At 54.9% G+C, this 19,770-nt stretch carries 16 protein-coding genes; 10 read left to right on the top strand and 6 right to left on the bottom strand.

Annotated features, from left to right (window positions below; genetic code table 11):
* Positions 1-46: 46 nt before the first annotated feature.
* Complete coding sequence (gene purH / locus JM93_RS15760) at positions 47-1,663, top strand: bifunctional phosphoribosylaminoimidazolecarboxamide formyltransferase/IMP cyclohydrolase (RefSeq protein WP_145345390.1); 1,617 nt, start codon at positions 47-49, stop codon at positions 1,661-1,663.
* A 260-nt stretch (positions 1,664-1,923) separates the two neighbouring features.
* The gene (locus JM93_RS15755) at positions 1,924-4,035 is read left to right on the top strand and encodes a methyl-accepting chemotaxis protein (protein WP_145345388.1); all 2,112 of its coding nucleotides are present in this window, start codon (positions 1,924-1,926) and stop codon (positions 4,033-4,035) included.
* Positions 4,036-4,088: 53 nt separating this feature from the next.
* Here the strand turns inward: JM93_RS15755 and JM93_RS15750 are convergent, their stop codons facing one another.
* Together JM93_RS15750 and JM93_RS15745 are read right to left on the bottom strand one after the other, a co-directional pair.
* Positions 4,089-5,474 (bottom strand): MFS transporter, encoded by a 1,386-nt coding sequence (locus tag JM93_RS15750; RefSeq protein WP_145345386.1) that lies wholly within the window; start codon positions 5,472-5,474, stop codon positions 4,089-4,091.
* Positions 5,475-5,549: 75 nt separating this feature from the next.
* The gene (locus JM93_RS15745) at positions 5,550-10,361 is read right to left on the bottom strand and encodes an NAD-glutamate dehydrogenase (protein ID WP_145345384.1); all 4,812 of its coding nucleotides are present in this window, start codon (positions 10,359-10,361) and stop codon (positions 5,550-5,552) included.
* 95 nt (positions 10,362-10,456) lie between these two features.
* On the opposite strand from JM93_RS15745, the gene JM93_RS15740 reads away from it, so the two are divergent.
* The 3 genes from JM93_RS15740 (at position 10,457) to leuD (ending at position 12,704) form a co-directional block, all read left to right on the top strand.
* Positions 10,457-11,023, top strand: a complete 567-nt coding sequence (locus JM93_RS15740) for a peroxidase-related enzyme (protein WP_244300862.1) — start codon at positions 10,457-10,459, stop codon at positions 11,021-11,023.
* A gap of 91 nt (positions 11,024-11,114) precedes the next feature.
* Positions 11,115-12,065 (top strand): N-acetyl-gamma-glutamyl-phosphate reductase, encoded by a 951-nt coding sequence (gene argC, locus JM93_RS15735; RefSeq protein WP_145345380.1) that lies wholly within the window; start codon positions 11,115-11,117, stop codon positions 12,063-12,065.
* A gap of 33 nt (positions 12,066-12,098) precedes the next feature.
* Positions 12,099-12,704 carry a 3-isopropylmalate dehydratase small subunit gene (leuD, locus tag JM93_RS15730; protein WP_145345378.1) on the top strand — a complete coding sequence of 202 codons (606 nt, stop codon included), beginning with the start codon at positions 12,099-12,101 and terminating at the stop codon, positions 12,702-12,704.
* A gap of 51 nt (positions 12,705-12,755) precedes the next feature.
* On the opposite strand, the gene JM93_RS15725 is transcribed toward leuD, so the two are convergent.
* Together JM93_RS15725 and JM93_RS15720 are read right to left on the bottom strand one after the other, a co-directional pair.
* A complete protein-coding gene (locus JM93_RS15725) occupies positions 12,756-13,259 on the bottom strand; it encodes a Crp/Fnr family transcriptional regulator (protein ID WP_145345376.1) in 504 nt (167 codons plus the stop codon).
* Between the two features lie 24 nt (positions 13,260-13,283).
* Positions 13,284-13,967, bottom strand: coding sequence for a response regulator transcription factor (locus tag JM93_RS15720; RefSeq protein ID WP_145345374.1), 684 nt, complete (start codon positions 13,965-13,967; stop codon positions 13,284-13,286).
* A gap of 314 nt (positions 13,968-14,281) precedes the next feature.
* On the opposite strand from JM93_RS15720, the gene JM93_RS15715 reads away from it, so the two are divergent.
* The 5 genes from JM93_RS15715 to JM93_RS15695 all read left to right on the top strand — a co-directional run bounded on the left by JM93_RS15715 (position 14,282) and on the right by JM93_RS15695 (position 18,909).
* On the top strand, positions 14,282-14,698 hold the full coding sequence (locus JM93_RS15715; protein WP_244300861.1) for a L,D-transpeptidase family protein: 417 nt from the start codon (positions 14,282-14,284) through the stop codon (positions 14,696-14,698).
* A gap of 160 nt (positions 14,699-14,858) precedes the next feature.
* Positions 14,859-15,746 carry a diaminopimelate epimerase gene (dapF, locus tag JM93_RS15710; protein WP_425280830.1) on the top strand — a complete coding sequence of 296 codons (888 nt, stop codon included), beginning with the start codon at positions 14,859-14,861 and terminating at the stop codon, positions 15,744-15,746.
* A complete protein-coding gene (gene mtaB, locus JM93_RS15705) occupies positions 15,743-17,011 on the top strand; it encodes a tRNA (N(6)-L-threonylcarbamoyladenosine(37)-C(2))-methylthiotransferase MtaB (RefSeq protein WP_145345370.1) in 1,269 nt (422 codons plus the stop codon). Before dapF ends, mtaB begins: the two co-directional genes overlap by 4 nt.
* A gap of 31 nt (positions 17,012-17,042) precedes the next feature.
* A complete protein-coding gene (gene ftsY, locus JM93_RS15700; RefSeq protein WP_145345368.1) occupies positions 17,043-18,350 on the top strand; it encodes a signal recognition particle-docking protein FtsY in 1,308 nt (435 codons plus the stop codon).
* Between the two features lie 58 nt (positions 18,351-18,408).
* Complete coding sequence (locus tag JM93_RS15695; RefSeq protein ID WP_145345366.1) at positions 18,409-18,909, top strand: P-loop nucleotide/nucleoside kinase family protein; 501 nt, start codon at positions 18,409-18,411, stop codon at positions 18,907-18,909.
* Positions 18,910-18,934: 25 nt separating this feature from the next.
* On the opposite strand, the gene JM93_RS15690 is transcribed toward JM93_RS15695, so the two are convergent.
* Both JM93_RS15690 and JM93_RS15685 read right to left on the bottom strand, forming a co-directional pair.
* On the bottom strand, positions 18,935-19,378 hold the full coding sequence (locus JM93_RS15690) for a cupin domain-containing protein (protein ID WP_280114434.1): 444 nt from the start codon (positions 19,376-19,378) through the stop codon (positions 18,935-18,937).
* 63 nt (positions 19,379-19,441) lie between these two features.
* Positions 19,442-19,657: a hypothetical protein gene (locus tag JM93_RS15685; RefSeq protein WP_145345364.1), complete on the bottom strand. Its 216-nt coding sequence runs from the start codon at positions 19,655-19,657 to the stop codon at positions 19,442-19,444.
* Positions 19,658-19,770 lie beyond the last annotated feature (113 nt).

The following is a 19,770-nucleotide window of genomic DNA, read 5'->3' as shown; positions in this document are numbered from 1 at the left end:
CGGCCGCGATCACATTTTCCGTCGTCCCTTCGCGAGGTTCCTGTCCATGGCTATTTCTACGAAAAACGTTCCTGTCCCAGTATTGGTCCCCATTAGAAGGGCGCTGTTATCTGTCTACGACAAGACTGGACTGGTTCAATTTGCAAAAGCGCTCTCAGACCGTGGCGTGGAATTGGTGTCGACCGGAGGTTCTTACAAAGCGCTCAATGACGCTGGTCTGCCAGTTTGTGATGTTTCGGATCTCACCGGATTTCCAGAGATTATGGATGGTCGGGTAAAGACGCTGCACCCCAATGTCCATGGAGGGTTGCTTTCGATCCGGGACGATGAGGGGCACAAAGAGGCTATGTCAAAACATGGTATCGCCGGGATCGATCTGTTTTGTGGCAACTTGTATCCATTTGAAGATGTTGTAGCGAGTGGGGCAGACTACGCCCTTGGTATTGAAAATATTGATATTGGCGGTCCGGCCATGACCCGCGCGGCTGCCAAGAACCACGCCTATGTGACCGTGGTGACGGACCCTTCCGACTACAGTCGCGTGATCGATGCGCTTGATCAAAACAAGGGGCAGTCACCAATCGAACTGCGTAAACGGCTTGCGCTTAAGGCGTTTGCCCGAACCGCCGCCTACGATGCTGCAGTTTCAAATTGGATGGCTGAACAGCTCTGCGAAGATACGCCAGCGCACCGCGCTGTCGGCGGCGCACTTGCCGAGGTCATGCGATATGGTGAGAACCCTCATCAATCCGCCGGGTTTTACAAGACGGGTGAAGTCCGGCCAGGAGTTGCAACTGCAAAGCAGCTTCAGGGCAAAACGCTATCCTACAACAATATCAATGATACGGATGCTGCGTTTGAGCTCGTCAGTGAATTCGATCCAAAGAGAACCTGCGCAGTTGCAATCATAAAGCACGCAAATCCGTGTGGCGTTGCTGAAGGACGCACGCTTCAAGAGGCGTACGAAATGGCGTTGAGATGCGATCCTGTGTCTGCATTTGGCGGAATTGTTGCCTTGAATCGAACACTGGATGCAGCGGCCGCTGAAGAGATCGTCAAGATATTCACCGAGGTAATCATTGCACCGGATGCGGACGAAGCAGCTCAGGAAATCATTGCCGCTAAGAAAAATCTCCGGTTGCTGGTGACTGGCGGCCTCGCGGACGCCCGGAAGAGAGGCCTATTTGTGAAATCGGTAGCTGGTGGGTTGCTTGTTCAATCCCGAGACAATGGCGTCGTTGACGATCTTGACCTTAAGGTCGTGACTAAGCGCACACCGAGTGCTCAAGAACTCGCCGATCTGAAGTTTGCCTTCCGCGTTGCGAAACATGTGAAGTCGAACGCAATTGTTTACGCCAAAAACGGCGCAACCGTCGGGATTGGGGCCGGGCAAATGAGCCGGGTCGATTCGGCGCGCATTGCTGCAAGAAAGGCCCTGGATGCTTCCGAGTCTGCGGGCTTGGAGGTGCCGCTGACAAGTGGCTGTGTTGTCGCGTCCGATGCATTCTTCCCGTTTGCGGACGGTCTTCTTTCAGCAGCCGAAGCTGGAGCGACGGCCGTTATTCAACCCGGTGGCTCCATGAGAGACGACGATGTGATCGCCGCTGCGGATGAGGCGGGGCTTGCGATGGTCATGACCGGCATGAGGCACTTTAGGCACTAGCTTGAGGGTTCTCAAAAACAGGGCGCCAAATCATGAGGTGTATTTCTAAAAATACATCTTTTGGTTTATTTTTGCATTGGATATGGACTTGTGAAGCGCTGCTTAGCAGGCGAATAAGTCGGCTCTACTTTCAAGCATTGAATATGTAGTTCCAAATGAACTTCCGTATTTTGAAGGTATTGTTAACTCGGCACCGGTAGCTTGGCACAAGCTTGGGCCCTTAACTGCAGGCCGAAACCAGCTATTCGCGGAGTTTACCAGTGTTTCAAAGAGCTAAAGTCACAACGAAGCTGATGGCCGCTAGCGCAGCAACTCTCACTGTTGCGCTTGTCATTGGTATCAGTTTCATTGGCTGGCAAGCCTCTCAGATTACACGGTCTCTAGCCCAGTCAGAGGCTGAAACGGTTGCCCACGAACAGGCTGAGTTCGTTCAGCGGGGTTTGGAAAAAGGGCTAAAGTCTGCTCAAACGCTCGCATATGCATTGTCCGGACTTAAGAATGCCGGTGCCAACGATCGCGAAGCTTGGAAGGCCATTGTTGAAAATGTAGCCCGGCAGAATCCGGATCTGTCCGGCGCCTGGGGTGCGGTCGTCGACGATCAATTGGATGGCAAGGATGCAGAATTCGCCGGGAATGAAACCTGGGCAGAAGACGGTGAGTGGCAGCCATATTACTTCAAAAAGGCCGACGGGTCCCTGGCCTACCGGTCAATCGAGGCACTTGTTGTTGGCGACATGAATGCCGCGGACAATTTGTGGTTCAATGGCGCTTACGTCTCCGGGAAGGACTTCATAACCGAGCCGTATAGCTGGGAAGCCGACGGCAAAACCGTGACTGGAGTTTCGTTCAGCATCCCCATTCGCGACGGAAGCAAGGTCATAGGTGTGGCTGGCGGTGATATTCTTCTGACCCCCTTGTCGGACGTTCTCGCGGAACAAAAACCGCTTGAGACCGGTACAGTTCATCTGCTTTCGCAAAATGGCGTCTGGATTGCGCATACTGATCCGGCTGTACTGGGCAAAGCATGGGCAGAAGCACATTCTGGGTCAGATCTTCAGCATCAAGATGCTCTGTTGGCCGCCGTGAAAAATGGCGAACCTTATGAATTCACTGGTTATTCAGCGACCTTGGGAAGCGATGTGCAGCGCATTGTAACGCCTGTTCGTGTCGACGGCACGGACGCAAGAATGGCGGTTATTGTAAATGTCCCACTGAGCACGTTAAGCGCTGCGTCAAACAACATTTTGACGATGGTTGTCGGCGTGGGTGTCGTGCTGCTTATTGTGGTTGCACTGTCGATTTACAGTGTGGGGAACGCGGTCGTTCGCAGACCGCTGGAGCGGGCAGTCCGCAGCATTCAGGCGCTGATTGATCGCCAGTACGACACTGAGATCCAGGACACAGAGCGCCACGATGAAATCGGCGAGATTAGCAAGGCTCTTGAAGTGTTCCGCGACAAAGCACAGCAAGCCGAAACCCTTGCCGATGAGCAAGAAGAGGCTCAAAAAGCGCAGCTTGCAAGAGCTCAGCGGATTCGCGAATTGTCTCAGGCATTCGACGAGCAGATCACGCATCTGACGCAAACTGTCATGGCGCAGGTGCAAGACTTGAACACTGCTTCTATGACATTGACGTCGGGAGCGGATGACACGAGCGACAAGAGTACTGCGGTTGCGGCTGCTTCCGAGGAAGCATCTTCCAATGTTGAAACGGTTGCGTCAGCTGCGGAGGAGCTGATGGCCTCCGTAAAGGAAATCGAGCGGCAAATGACGCAATCGACCGAAATCGCCGGTCATGCCGTCGATCAGGCGCAAAACACGAACGTCAAGATCGAAGGGCTTGCGGCGGCCGCGAACCGTATCAGCGAAGTGGTCAAGTTGATTACAGATATTGCTGAGCAAACCAACCTTCTCGCGCTGAATGCCACGATTGAGGCTGCGCGTGCAGGCGAAGCAGGCAAAGGGTTTGCGGTGGTCGCGGCAGAGGTGAAGGAGCTTGCAAACCAGACCGCTAAAGCGACCGAGGAAATTTCGACACAAATTCAATCCGTTCAAACCGAAACTGCCGGTGCCGTTGAGGCGATCCGCGGCATTTCGGAAACCATTGAAAAAATGAACGAGATTTCTTCAAGCATCGAGAACTCGGTTGAACAGCAAGGAATGGCGACCGAAGAGATCGCGCGGAACATTCAAGAAGCTTCAAATGGCACTCAGGAAGTTGCGCAGAACATCGTCAAGGTTGCGGCTTCAGCGGATGAGACCGGCAATGCTGCGCGGCAAGTGAGCGCGTCGGCAAATGTCCTGCAAAATGAAGCAGACCGGTTGAAGAGCGAAGTGGAAGGGTTCCTGAATTCAGTTCGCGATGCTGCGTAGGTCATCTGAACAATTAGGAACGTTACGATTTGCAAATTGAGTGACGCCGGGCTTTAGGACCCGGCGTTCCTCGTATCATCAACCGCAAAAAGCAAAGCTGTCCCAACGGCAAAAAATACGAGGATTACAGACATTCCTGCAGCCTGGTTGTTTGTTAAATAGGTCATCAGACCGACAGCCAGCGGGGCAAGGAAACTTGTAACCTTGCCTGAAAGAGCAAGAAGGCCGAAAAACTGGGTCATGTGATCTTTCGGCGCGAGCCGCACAAGCAAACTCCGCGAAGAGGATTGCAGGGGACCGGACACGGCGCCTATGACCGCACCAAGTCCGATGAAAACTTGCTCAGGCAGAGAAGCAAAAAGAGCGCCCTCCGGCGCAGGCGCTGTTTCAAACACAAAGAAAACCGTTGTCCGGTCTACTGAGATCATACCAAGTCCGCAGACCATCAAAACAAACAGCGAGATGAGAAGGACTATTTTAGGCCCGAAACGGTCATCTGCGGGCCCACTGATCAAGAGCCCGAATGTTCCAGTAATTGTCAGGATTATGCCGAAACTCCCAATTTCGATGGAGCTCCAGCCCAATTGTCCCGCGGAATAAATCCCGCCGAATGCGAACAAGGCTACAAGGCCGTCCTTGTACGTCATGTTGGCAATGAGAAACAGAAGAACATTTCTATGGTTTCGAACCTGAGCGAAGCTGTCTTTCAGATCAAGCAAGCCCTGCTTCATCGCCGGACCAATCTTTGACTTACGTTTTCCATCCGGCACGAAGAAGAGAAGCGGAAGAACGAAAACGAGGTACCATATCGCCGAAAAGGGTCCCGTCGCCCGATCCCCTTCCATTGCTCCGGCATCAAGGCCGAAGAGGGGAGAGAGGCCAAGCAACGTCTTCCCGCTCTCCGGGTTCGCGGCCATAAAACCAAGCGCTATGATCAAACAGACAAGACCGCTTACATAGCCTGCAGCCCAGCCAAAACTAGATAGGCGGCCAATCTGTTGCGGCGGAACCAAGGTCGGCATCATTGCATTGTTGAAGACCGTTGCGATCTCAATCGCGACCGCTGCAACCGCGAAGCAGACAAGCGCTGTAATAACCGCATGTTCATTTCCAGGCGCGGCGTACCAAAGGGCCCAGCAGGCTCCGACGAAAGGCAGTGAACACGCAACAATCCAGGGTTTCCGGCGCCCGCTCGCATCAGCGATCGACCCTAGTATTGGGGCAAACAATGCGATCGCCAAGCCGGCTGCTGCCGTCGCAAAACCCCAGAGCTCCTGCCCTTTTGCCGGTGTGCTGGCCAAGGCCGACGCAAAATAGGGCGCAAACACAAATGTTGTGATGAGAGTAAAAAATGGTTGCGCCGCCCAATCGAATAGAGCCCACGCCACCGCTGCAGATTTTGGCGGGTAGGCTGCTGAAGAGTGCTTGGACTGCTGCATGTGCGGGTTCCCTGCCGCTAAAAAGGCTGGCGGCTGAGGCTGCCAGCCTTGTTGCTTGCTGTTGCGCTGATCCGTTCAGCGTGTAATCTCGGACAAAAGATTTGCGGCTACGGAAAATTTCGAAACGCTCAGGTCGCCATCCAGGATCTCGTTAACAGTCCGCCGGGTGCGGTCGACCGCACGTTCGTGCGACGACAACCATGTTTCAAACGAACCGTTCGCAATGCCCTGGCAGGTCAGATCGCGATGCGCCGAGGCCAGTATTGAGCGAGCCCTGTCTAGGGCTAGTCCGTCGTAGTAGTCTCTGATTTTCAGATCGCGGGCCATCGCGTCCATAGAGCCGATACGAAAGAATGCAGCGACTTCGAAGTAGGCCGCAGCTACCGTTTCCAGATCCGCTTTTGTTTCCTCGGCCACCAGGACGATATCAGGAATGGCAGCTTCTGCGGGGAGCCAGGCGATACGTTGTGCCAGAGCTTCTGGAACACCATTGTCAACAAATTGTGCTCTGGTCGCACTCAAAGCTGCGGCCTGATCCTCCTTCAAGATTGAGGGCAAACGCGGACGCAATGCGTCGACGCCGTCACCAAATCTCTCGACAACACTGGCGATACCGTCGGCGAAGGAAACGTTTCTCTTGAACCAAACGACCTGCGTCAAAAGAAGGTCTTGTACTGCGGAATAAAGCTCGAGTTGAAGTTGACCGTCGATTTTGGTGTCAAGCAGATCGATTTCCGCGTTCAGTTCTGTCAGGTCGAAGCTGTTTCTTACAGCAACAAAGCTTTGTGCAATGTCAGGCGCTGTAGCGCCGGTCTGGTCCATCAGCCGTGTCAGGAACGTTGCTCCGCCCCGGTTGATGATTGAATTTGCGAGCATCGTTGCAATGATTTCGCGCCGCAACCGGTGCTCGTTGATTTCATCATGGTAGGTAGCGGCCATCTGGTCCGGAAAATACCGGAACAGCTCCCGAGCCAGGTAGGCATCGTCCGGAACCGTACTTTCCAGAAGCCGGTCATAGAGCGTGATTTTCGCGTAGGCGAGAAGAACGCCGAGTTCCGCCCGTGTCAGTGTCTGACCCGATTTCTGCATTTCTGACAATTCGGCTTCGCCTGGAAGCTGTTCTACTTGGCGGTCCAGCATGCCCACCTGCTCCAGCAAGCGCATCATGCGGATTTGATAGCCGAGATCTTCCATCCCACGCCGCTCGGTCATTGAGATAGACAGTGTTTGGAGATAATTGTTGCGAAGAACAAGATCCGCCACTTCATCGGTCATTTCCGCTAGCAATACATTGCGGCTTTCTGTGGTGAGCTTGCCAGCCTTGACCGCCGCACCAAGCGCGATCTTGATATTCACCTCCATATCGGAAGAGTTGACCCCTGCGGAATTGTCGATCGCATCCGAGTTGCAGCGTCCGCCCTTTTTATTGAATTCGATCCGGGCTAGTTGGGTCAGACCAAGGTTGGCACCCTCGCCGATGACTTTCGCGCCAACTTCCGGTGCGGTAATCCGGATAGCATCATTTGCGCGGTCGCCGGCATCGGCATCCGTCTCTGAAGTCGCGCGAATATAGGTGCCGATTCCACCGAACCACAGCAGGTCAACATCCATCTTCAAGATGGCAATCATGACCTCTTGCGGTGTCGCTGTATTGCGGGAAATGCCTAAGAGATTTTGGATTTCTGGCGTCAGAGCAATCGACTTGGCTTGGCGGGAGAATATTCCGCCGCCTTTCGACAATAGGCTTGTGTTGTAGTCTTTCCACGACGACCGCCCCATGTCGAACAGGCGCTTGCGCTCTTCCCACGTGGTTTGCGGATTTGGATCAGGATCAATGAAGATGTCCCGGTGGTCGAATGCAGCGACAAGTTTGGTGGCTTTTGAAAGCAGCATGCCGTTGCCGAACACGTCTCCGGACATGTCTCCAACGCCTGCTGCGGTGAACGGCTGGGTTTGGATATCGCGGTTGTCTTCCCGGAAGTGGCGTTTGACCGCCTCCCAGGCGCCGCGGGCGGTAATGCCCATCTTTTTGTGGTCGTAACCCGCAGATCCGCCGGAGGCAAAAGCATCTCCGAGCCAGAAGTCGCGTCCCTCGGAAATATCGTTCGCTGTGTCGGAGAACGTCGCTGTTCCCTTATCCGCAGCAACAACCAAGTAGGGATCGTCCGCATCGTAGCGCTGAACGTTTTGCGGCGGAATCACACCATCATCGCCAAGGTTGTCGGTGACATCCAAAAGCGCATTGATGAAGATCTTATAGCTTTCAGTGCCCTCCTGGAACCAGGCGTTCCGGTCACTCATGTCTGGCAATTTCTTTGGCACAAAACCACCTTTCGCGCCCACCGGCACGATGACCGCATTCTTGACCTGCTGCGCCTTGACGAGGCCGAGAACTTCAGTCCGGAAATCCTGTGGCCGGTCAGACCAGCGCAGACCTCCGCGGGCAACCATGCCAAACCGCAAATGAACACCCTCTACCCGGGGGCTATAGACGAAAATCTCGCGGAATGGCCGGGGTTGTGGCAGATCCTCGATCTTGCGCGACTCGATCTTGAACGAAAACGTCGGCTTCGGGTGCCCCTTAGGATCCAGCTGAAAGAAATTGGTCCGCAGTATCGAAGCAATTGTGTTTTGGAAACGTCTGAGGATGCGATCGTCGTCCAGGCTGCTCACTTCCTCAAGCGCTTGCGAGATTTCTGATTCAAGCCTGGCCGTACTAAGCTCCCTGTCATGGTCGCTCATAGCGGGGTTGAAGCGCACATGGAACAATTCAACCAGTTTCGCTGCAACGGACGGATAGTTGTTGAGCGTCGTCCACATATAGTCTTCGGAAAAGCGGATGCCAGCCTGACGCAGATACTTAGACAAGGATCTGACAAGTGCAATGTCCCGCCAAGCAAGATCAGCCGTCAGAACCAGACTGTTGTAACCGTCGTTTTCCGCCCGTCCCAACCAGATCGCCATATAGAGGCCTTCTAGGCGTTCTTTCAGGCTGGAAGTGAAGTGAATTTCGCTGCTATTGCGCGCTTCCAGCGTCATTTCATGCAAATACGCCATGGGCCTATCTGTAGGAGTGACCCTGTATGTCCGCTCGTTAATCACCCGGAAACCCATGTTTTCAAGCATGGGTACACGCGCTGACAGAGGAATTGGCGCATTCCGGTGATACACTTTTAGCGAAAGCCGCGTGTCTTTCGCGCCGGGCGCTCTGAAGAAGGTTATTGCCGTTTGCCGAGTTTCGGAAAGCGTCTCGATTTTGCCAACGTCGGAAAGCGCCGTTTCGGCGTTGTAGACTTCTTTGTATCCGCCGTGAAATGCAAGCGCATAGCGCTCACTGAGCTTGTGTGCTGCAGCTGGTGCATACCGGGCTTTGAGTGCATCGCGCAGGCTGTCCGGCCATGTGCGGACCATCTCGGAAACCGCTTTTTCAAGCTCTTCTTGATCTGGAGATGGGGTTTTACCCGTGTCGCGCCCGATGATGAAGTGAACACGCGCGAGTGGCGCTTCGAGATAGGTCACATACCAGGCAGAAAGCCGTCCATCATAGGCCGATGCCAGATACGTTCCAATATTGAGACGCACCTCGGTCGTGTAGCGGTCTTTCGGAACAAAACACAAAATGGAGACATAGCGGTCGAACTTGTCAGCACGTGCCAGCACCCGGATCCGCGGTCGCTCATCCAGCTGGAGAATGGCCAAGGCGAATTCATAGAGGCTGTCCTTGTCGATCTGAAACAGTTCGTCACGAGGAAAGCTTTCCATGACATTGGTCAGGGCGCGCCCAGAATGACTTTCCGGATCGTATCCAGCCCGTGCCAACACACTTGCAACCTTGCGCCTTATAAACGGAATCGTGCTTGTCGGCTCCGTGTAGGCAGTGGAAGCAAACAAACCGACGATGCGCAGCTCGCCAATCATTTTTCCATCATCGTCATAAATCTTTGCGCCGACATATTCCATGTGGACCCGGCGGTGCACCCGGCTTTTGACATTCGCCTTGGCGATGATCAGAGGTTCGGGTTTCATCAGAAATTCCCGAATTTCCGGCGTGATCTGCACAAACTCAGACCCCCGGCGGAGAACCCGCACTTCAGGATCGGCAAGCAGGCCGAGGCCGGTCCCTTCATAGGGTGACAATTCACCTTCTTCGACACTTCCGTCGAATTTGTATTCGCGCATGCCGAGGAAGATGAAATTGTCGTTTGCCATCCATTCCAGAAAATGGATCGCTTCCCAGAGCTCGTCGTTGTTGCCTTCAAACTGAGTTGTCTTGAACTTGTAAGTGCTGATTGCGTCCGCGAGCCGTTCTTGCATTGGCTTGAAATCGACGACGGTTGCGCGGACATCACTCAAAACGCTATCAAGACGCCCTTTCAGCGCATCCCGTTCCTCGGCGCTTTCAAGCCGGGCAACATGAATGTGAATAAGGCTTTCTTGCCGGTCACTGCGTTTTGGCGGCCGTTTGTGTCCCATAGCCGATGTCAGTGTTCCGTTTGCATCCCGTTCGACCACGAACACCGGATGCAGCACTAGGCGAACGTCCAAGCGGCTGTCTTGGAGTTCGTCCATGACCGAATCGACCAAAAACGGCATGTTGTCGTTGACGATCTCGACGACAGTGATTTCTGGATCCGTCCCGCCTTTGACTTTCAAGGACGGGTTGGAGATGCTGACCCTGTGTGTGCCGAGTTCGTGGTTCTGAAAGTCTTCCCAGGCAAGCTTTGCATATCCGGCGAGATCTTCGGCGGTATAGGTTACCAGGTCTTCTGCAGCTCCGCGGGCATAGAAGGCCTTGGTGAATTCAGGCAATGGACCATCTTGGTCCGGAAGTAGTGAAATAGCCTGGGAAATCAGTGCGTTTTTTTCAGCTTCCCGCTTATCCGGCATTTCCGCCCCCTTAAATTTTATGGTGCCCTGATGGACGCTTTTTAGGTGTTATGATCAGAAGAAATAAAAGCGACTTTTATAATAGGAGGATAACGGTGGACCAGTCTCCAACAGCATTGAAGATCGATCGAACCGAGCCCTTGAGTGAGAAGACACAGGCATATTTTGACCTTTGTAAGGAGAAGCTCGGCCTCGTGCCAAACGTGCTCCAGGCTTACTCTTTCGATGAAACGAAGCTGCGGGCGTTTACGGACATGTACAACGACCTGATGCTCGCCGAAAGTGGTCTTTCCAAACTTGAACGAGAAATGATTGCAGTAGCGGTTTCCTCGGTAAACCGCTGCTTCTATTGTTTGACCGCACATGGAGCTGCGGTCCGGCAATTGTCGGGAGAACCCGCGCTTGGCGAGTTGATGGTAATGAACTACCGTGTCGCCGAACTCTGTGCCCGCCAACGAACCATGCTGGACTTTGCCGTCAAGCTGACCGAACGCCCCGCCGAGATCCTCGAAAAGGACCGGGAGGCTCTTCGAAAGGAAGGTTTTTCGGATCGGGATATTTGGGACATCGCATCAGTCGCGGCCTTCTTCAACATGACCAATCGCGTAGCAGCTGCGACGGACATGAGGCCGAATGATGAGTATCACTCAATGGCTCGTTGAGTTCCGAGCATCTTAAAGATCGGTGACATCGCGGGGTGATGGGTGTAATACGCTAGTCACTTGAGGTTCTGTGAGAGGAAGAGGGCGGACCATGGCCGCGCGCGTGTTCATTGATGGCGAAGCAGGAACGACGGGTCTTCAAATCCGTGAGCGCCTCGCCACGCGCCGTGATATTGAATTGCTCTCTATTCCAGACAACCTGAGGAAAGACCGCTCTGCAAAAGCGGATATATTAAACGCTGCCGACATCGCAATTCTGTGTTTGCCGGATGAGGCGGCGAAAGAAAGCGCATCGCTTATTGAGGGTGAAAGCACACGGATCATCGATGCTTCCTCGGCGCATCGTGTGTCACCAGACTGGACATACGGGTTTGCCGAAATGGATACCGGCCAGGCTGAGGCCATTCGAAGCGCTGTAAGGGTGAGCAATCCGGGTTGCTGGCCGCATGGGGTTATTGCCGCTTTGCGCCCGTTGATCACAGCTGAACTGCTGCCCCGAGATCTCCCTGTATCGGTACACGGAATTTCCGGCTATTCGGGCGGCGGCAAGAGTATGATTTCGGCATATGAGGCCAATAGCGGAGCCGCAAACATTTTCGCGCCTTACGGTCTCGGCTTCAATCACAAACACCTGCCGGAAATGACCGAATATGGCCGGCTGGCCGCGACGCCTTTGTTCACACCGGCGGTCGGAAACTATTACAAGGGCATGCTAACGGTGGTGCCGCTCAACCTGGGCCAGCTTGACCGGGTGCCGACAGGCGTGCAGATCCATGCGGCGCTTGCTCAGCATTTTGCATCGGTGCCGGCAGGGTTCGTAGAAGTCGCGCCTCTTCAACCGCTTGAGCGGTCTGAAGACCTGGACCCCCAGGCCCTCAACGGAACGAATGCCTTGCGGCTTCATGTGTTCGCCAATGATGCGCGCGCGCAAGCAGTAATTATTGCTGTCTACGACAATCTCGGCAAAGGCGCATCTGGCGCCGCCGTTCAGAACCTCAACTTGATGCTTGGTGTTGATCAAACAACAAGCCTGGCCGCTTAAGTTGGCCGGAACGATATTAACGGGAGTTTCGTCTTGGAAAAGTTCACCACTCTGACCGGTGTCGCGGCCCCATTGCCGATCGTGAACATCGATACGGATATGATCATCCCCAAGCAATTCTTGAAGACGATCAAGCGGACAGGTCTTGGATCAGCGCTCTTTTATGAAATGAAGACGAATGATGACGGCTCGATCAACGAGCACTTCGTTCTGAACAAGCCAGCCTACAAAGACGCGAAAATTCTGATCGCTGGAGACAATTTCGGCTGCGGTTCGTCTCGGGAGCATGCGCCCTGGGCGCTCCTGGACTATGGCATTCGGTGTGTTATCTCGACATCCTTTGCAGACATTTTTTACAATAACTGCTTCAAGAACGGAATCCTACCGATCGAAGTGTCCGAGGACGAACTTGAAACTCTCATGCATGCTGCCGAGCGTGGAGCGAACTTCACGCTGACAATCGATCTGGAAAGCCAGGAGATCAATGGCCTGGAAAGCGGCGACATAGCCTTCAAGATTGATCATTTCCGCAAGCATTGCCTCATGAATGGTCTTGATGACATCGGTCTGACCATGAATAAGGCTAGCCAAATCGACAGTTTCGAAGAAAAACAGGCAGAAAATCGGCCCTGGGCCTAAATGTCCACAGGTTGCAGATTCTGAAAAGCCGGCGAATCGCCGGCTTTTTCTTCAGTCTTCGTTTGAACCGCGCAGGGCGCGGGAGGCAGAAATGTTGTCAAGTTCCGCCATGCGCTCACCGATCGGCTTAAGCGCCGCAACTGTCGTTTGATATCGGTTGGCGTGCTGTTCGAACAGGCGGCGTGCGAGGTCCGGGTATTCCTGGATCATCCGCTTGAAGAGCGCGCGCCGGATCCGGATTACACGCACGCCCCCAACAGCCACGGCCCGGCAAGGGCGGCGCGCATCGACCAGCATGGCTGTTTCGCCCAGCAGCGTGCCCGGACCTGCCATGTCGACTTCTTCGAAATCTCCATCCTTGCTTTTCTGCAGGCTAACATCGCCGCTGGCGATAACCATGCCACCGTCGGCCCGTTCGGTCTCATCGAATAGAATTTGACCGTTTCGATAATCAAGGGCTTCGGCGCTAAACGCCAAAAGGCGCAACTGGTCATCGGAAAAATCCGACAACATCGGCACCTTCTGGAGAATCGCAATGTCCTGAACGAGGCTCATGCGACGATTTACGCCAATTAGGGCTTACGGCACAAGCTTATAGCCGCCAGCTTCTGTGACTAACAGCTCCGCGTTCGACGGGTCACGCTCGATTTTCTGGCGCAGACGATAGATGTGTGTCTCGAGCGTATGAGTTGTCACACCCGAATTGTAACCCCAGACCTCATGCAGCAGCACATCCCGTGTGACTGGTTTTTCGCCCGCACGATACAGAAACTTTAAAATCGAGGTTTCTTTTTCGGTGAGGCGCACCTTGCTGCCACGGTCATCTTGCATCACCTTCGCAGCAGGCCGGAACGAATATCTGCCGATCGCGAAGGTCGCGTCCTCGCTCTGCTCATGTTGACGCAAATGGGCCCTGATCCGAGCGAGAAGGACAGCAAACTTGAAAGGTTTGGTCACGTAGTCATTCGCGCCAGCCTCCAGTCCGAGAATGGTGTCGCTGTCGCCATCATGACCCGTTAGCATAATGATTGGGGCTTTAAAGCCGTTTTTGCGCAGCAGTTTCACCGCCTCGCGGCCGTCAATGTCGGGGAGCCCGACATCCATCAATAGTAGGTCGATGTGAGCATCTTTGGCCAGATTGATGCCCGTTGCGGCGCTATCGGCCTGAATGGTGTCGAACTCGTCATAAAGGGAAAGTTGTTCTACAAGCGCTTCGCGCAACTCGTTGTCATCGTCAACAATCAAAATGGTGCGCGCGGTCATATCGCCAAATCCTCGCAAGATGCTTCTTCAAACTCGATGCACTACAGGTGCAAATCACACATGGGTGTCCTCACAACCTTGTGCGAGGGAAATATTCGCCAAACAAGCGTTTGTTCGTCAATTCTTCTTCACGCGGGGTTTAGCGCCGGTTTATCAACGACGCGTCATGACAATTCGGTTGCACAAGCGACCTTGTAACGAGGACTGTGACAGTGACACAAATCCTGACTGTCCGGAGTTTTCCGTGGCGTCCGGCCAAAGGTTGCCTCCAGTTAGGGCCGATCACGGTTCCGTGTGCTCTAGGCCGGGCCAGCGTGAGCCGGTTCAAACGGGAGGGCGATGGTGCGACGCCGGTTGGCCGGTTTGAATTGCTCTACGGATACTACCGGCCGGACCGTGGGCTACGCCCTCGAACTCGATTGCCGTTGAAACGGCTTTCGAAAATCGACGGCTGGTGCGACGATGCAGACCACCCGCGATACAATCGCCCTGTCAGTTTGCCGTTTTCCGCAAGCCATGAGGTCATGTGGCGCGAAGATCGGCTGTATGACATCGTCCTTGTTCTGAATTGCAATATGTATCCGGCGGTCAAGGGGTGTGGCAGCGCGATTTTTTTCCATGTTGCGCGAGAGGACTATCGCCCAACACAAGGGTGCGTTGCCGTCGCGCCGCGCGACATGCGATTGATTTTGGAAACTGTTCAGGCGGGCGACGTTGTCGAGATTCGTTGAATCAGACGGGCGGGCCTGCACGGCAGGAATGCATCGCAGTACTGGCAATTTCCGCTGTTTTCCGCCATATAGAGCCAAAGGCTACGTTATGGCCGCAATTTTCAACCCTCAAAAAGCGAATACAACCGGTATGGTGTCTCGACGCAGACCCTTCTTGAAGATGAATGGCCTTGGCAACGACTTCCTCGTTTGGGATGCGCGCGATGATGCCTTGCGACTTACTGATGACGTGATTGCCGCGCTTGGAAATCGTCAGACCGGGGTCGGTTTTGATCAGATGATCACAGTCGAGCGATCGCCACTTGGCGTGGATGCCTTCATGCGCATTCACAATTGCGACGGCAGCCAGGTTGATGCGTGCGGTAACGCCACCCGGTGCATCGGCCGCCTCTTGATGGAAGAGGCGGGTGCCGACGCTGTGACGATTGAGACCAATGCTGGGCTTTTGCGCGCGTATTCTTCAAAACTGCCGCGCACCATAACCGTCGATATGGGGGAACCGCGCCTTTTGTGGAATCAGATTCCCCTAGCGGAAGAGTTTCATGATACGCGGGCGATTGAACTTCAAATTGGCCCGATTGACGATCCCATTCTACACACGCCATCTGTTGTGAATATGGGCAATCCGCACGCGATTTTTTGGGTCGATGACGTTGAGGCGTACGACCTTGCGACAGTTGGCCCGCTGCTGGAGCACCATCCAATCTTCCCGGAAGGAGCCAACATTTCGCTCGCTGACGTGTTTGGCCGAAACGAAATCCGTGTAAAGGTTTGGGAACGGGGGGCTGGACTGACAAGAGCTTGCGGCACCGCAGCTTGTGCGGTGGCCGTTGCCGCCGCCCGCGACAAGCGTGCGGGGCGGACCAGCGTTATTCATTTGCCGGGAGGTCCTCTGACCATCGAATGGCGCGAAAGCGATGATCATGTTCTGATGACAGGTGCGACCGAAATTGAATATGAGGGCGAGATCGATCTTGAAACGCTCGATTGGGCGCGCACAGCCGCGGGTGATCCGGCCAATGATTCGTCTCCGGAGGCCGCCCAATGACAGTTGACGTGGTGACTTTTGGCTGCCGTCTGAATGCCTATGAATCCGAGGTGATGAAGCGCGAAGCAGAAGCTGCTGGGCTTGATGATGCGATCCTGATCAACACCTGTGCAGTCACCAATGAGGCGGTGCGCCAAGCCCGTCAGGCTGTCCGCAAGGCGCGGCGCGACAACCCGAATGCGCGTATCATTGTCACTGGCTGTGCCGCTCAAACCGAAAGCGCAACGTTTTCGGACATGGATGAGGTGGATCTCGTTCTGGGCAACACCGAAAAGCTGGAGCGCAAGTCCTATCAATCGGTTGCTGCCTTCGGCATTGACGAGACTGAAAAGGTCCATGTCAACGACATCATGAGTGTCGAGGAGACTGCAGGGCATCTGATCGATGGTCTCGAAGGGCGTGCCCGGGCTTTTGTTCAAGTGCAAAACGGCTGCGATCACCGCTGTACGTTCTGTATCATTCCTTACGGCAGAGGAAACTCCCGTTCTGTGCCGATGGGCGTCGTCGTCGACCAGATCACACGTCTTGTTGAAAATGGTTACAACGAAATCGTGCTCACCGGCGTCGACATCACTTCCTACGGCGCGGATCTTCCCGGCTCGCCGAAGCTTGGTACGCTCACGGCGAAAATCCTAAAGATGGTGCCGAAACTTAAGCGTTTGCGGCTTTCTTCAATCGACTCGATCGAGGCGGATGCGGACTTGATGCGCGTGATTGCCGAAGACGACCGCCTTATGCCGCATTTTCATCTGTCTTTGCAGGCCGGTGACGACCTGATTCTGAAGCGGATGAAACGCCGGCATCTTAGGGCCGATACAATTCAGTTTTGTGAGGACGTCCGGCGGCTGCGTCCGGACGTTGTGTTCGGCGCAGATATCATTGCCGGGTTCCCTACCGAAACCGAAGAGATGTTTCAAAATTCGCTTAAGATTGTCGATGACTGCGGCTTGACGCATCTTCATGTCTTTCCGTTTTCGCCGCGCCCCGGGACGCCGGCGGCACGCATGCCGCAGCTCGACCGGGCCCTCATCAAGGAACGCGGCGCACGCTTGCGTGCCAAGGGCGAAGAGGCACTTGCCAAGCATCTTGCAGGTGAAGTCGGCAAACTGCGGCCGGTTCTGGTTGAAAAGCAAGGCCTTGGCCGGACGGAGCAATTCACGCTGACCGAAATTACAGGCGGCGTTGCCGGGGATATTGTCGAAACGCGGATTACCGGTCATACAGGTCGGCATCTGATGGGCGATATCCTCTCCAAGGCCGCCTGAGCGGCCGAAAAAGCAGTTTCAAGGCAGGCATATGACCGATAAAAAGCGCGGTTTTTTCGGACGTCTCTTCGGCGGGAAAGAGAGCGCATCCGAGGAGCCTCATTCCTCAGAACACGCCGAAACGCCTGACTCCCAAGACGGCCGCTTAGCCGACGCAGCTGACGCGCAGTTGACGGCGGAAACCGAAATGGTTGTGGAGCCGGTTGCAAGCGAGTTGCCGCCGCAGCCGCCGATCGATGCTGGTCTCGGACCCGATCTGCCACCGCCGCCGGATTATTCGGCAGAACAGATTTCGACCGACGTCGGCGACGAAGCTGAAAAAGTGGTGGAGCATCCGGATCCGGAATCGTCTGCAACTGAGCCGGCGACTGCGCCGGCGCCGCCTGAGCCGGTTGCGGTTGAACCGGCTTCCGACGAACCGAAGCTGTCCTGGTTCCAAAAACTCAAACGGGGACTGTCCCGCTCGTCCTCTGCGCTGACCGACGGTATTTCTTCGATCTTCACCAAGCGCAAGCTCGATGCGGGCATGCTGGAAGAACTGGAGGATATTCTGATCCAGGCCGATCTGGGTGTCGATACGGCAATGGCGATCACGGACCGTCTATCCGACGGACGCTACAACAAGGAAATCTCGCCCGAGGAAGTGCGGGCCATCTTGTCCGAAGAGGTTGAGAAGGTTCTCGACCCCGTCGCTGCGCCGCTGGACCTCGACACTGGCAAAAAGCCGCATGTCGTCCTGATGGTGGGCGTCAACGGCACCGGAAAGACGACAACCATTGGCAAACTGTCCCAAAAGCTTGCGAACGAGGGCAAGACGGTCATGTTGGCGGCCGGCGACACCTTCCGCGCAGCAGCCGTTGAGCAGCTGAAAATTTGGGGCCAACGCACGGGTGCTGACGTGATCGCCCGCGATACGGGTGCCGATGCGGCGGGCCTTGCGTTCGATGCCATGAAGGAAGCCACTGACAAGGGCGTGGATGTGCTGTTGATCGACACCGCCGGCCGTCTGCAGAACAAAGCCGAACTGATGGATGAACTCAAAAAAGTTATCCGGGTGATCAAAAAGCACGACCCGGATGCGCCGCACACCTGTCTCTTGACGCTGGACGCGACAACAGGCCAGAACGCGCTGAGCCAGGTGGAGATTTTTGGCAAGGTGGCAGGAGTTACCGGTCTCGTGATGACCAAGCTGGACGGCACAGCCCGGGGCGGTATTTTAGTCGCTATCGCCGCTAAATTCGGCCTGCCCGTGCATTTCATCGGCGTTGGTGAAGGCGTTGAGGATCTGGAACCGTTTTCTGCCAAGGACTTTGCCTCAGCGATCGCCGGGTTGGCTTGATCGAAAGCCTGGCCTGTTGATTTGACTATCGGAAGTGCATTGGCCGCCGGGAGGATGGATGGGGACGGTCTTAGTAATCAACGGCCCCTCCGGCGTTGGCAAGTCGACTGTCACACACCGGCTCAGTATACGGCTAGGCAACTCCGTTCATATCTCCGGGGACATCGTAAGGAGCTTCACCCCCGAAAATGCGTCCGCCTTTTTAGGACACGGGTCTACATATCAGGCAGCGGGTCGCCTTGCGACGACGTATCTTGAGCTTGGCGCGAAGTTTGTGCTCTTTGACTATGTTTTCCAAAATAAACGGCAAACTGATCTTCTGGTCTCTACGTTGCCTGCTAATGCGGACGTGAATTTTTTTACACTATGGGCACCCTGGGAGGCGGTACGTGCGAGGGAAGTGAAACGAGGCCGGAATGTGTTGCCCGAACAAGTTGCCGCAGAACGCTATCGACAGATAGAAAATGCGTTGCCGGTACTGGGAACGTGTATCGATAACACCAGTTCTCTTGAACAGACCGTTGAAGATATTCTGTCTTTGGTCGCTTCTGCCTTATAAGTGAATTATGCTTGGTTCGGCGGGACTAACTTCGCGGCTCCCAGCCGTCCGGGGCCATTTCAAAGCCCTCGAACTGGAAGCCCGGCGCGACGGTGCAGCCGACAAGGGTCCAGGCGCCGAGAGATCGGGCTTGCTGCCAGCCGTCACGCGGAACAATGCCTTGCGGGCGCTCGCCGTTCAAAATGTCCGGCCCGAGCCGGTGAACCTGTTTGTCCCGGCCATCGGCGCTGATGGAAAGCTCCAGCGAGCTTCCGGCATACCAGTGCCAGGTTTCGACCGCATCCACCTTGTGCCAGCGTGACAGAACCCCTTCCGGCAGCAGAAAATAGATGAGTGTCGACGCGGCCCTTCCAGAGGCATCGGTCATGTCATCGCGGAAGGTTTCAGCATAGTAGCCCCCCTCCGGATGCGGCTGCATGCCAAGGGCTTTGATGATGTCATCGGCGGAAGCTTTGAGTGGGTCAGGCACGCAGGCAGCTTTCTCAAAAATGACACGGTCGGGCCGGTTTTAGCAAACCGCCCCGAGCCATGGTTAAAACGATCCGTCGCTTTGGCAGTGAGCCAGATCGTCGATGGTTTCGCGTAGAGCGCCCAGGACCTCCTGATGAAGGATCCCAAGGTCCAGCTTGTGGCCGCCGCCTTGCTGCATCGGAATGGCTTCCGCCTGCATCAAGACCCGTTGAATCACATCCCGGGCCCGTTGCTCCGCCGTCCGCGATTGGTACTCGCGGGCTTTGGCCGTCGTCATTGGTCATGTCCCTATCTGATGACGAGGTCTTACATATGGTCACTTTTACGTTGGGTAAAACCCGCTATTTTTCACAAAGTGGCAAAAAAGAGACGAATCCTCGCATTCGATAC

The organism is Roseibium hamelinense (assembly GCF_007830545.1).
GTDB classification, from domain to species: Bacteria; Pseudomonadota; Alphaproteobacteria; order Rhizobiales; family Stappiaceae; genus Roseibium; species Roseibium hamelinense.
This window is presented reverse-complemented; position numbering and strand designations above follow the sequence as displayed.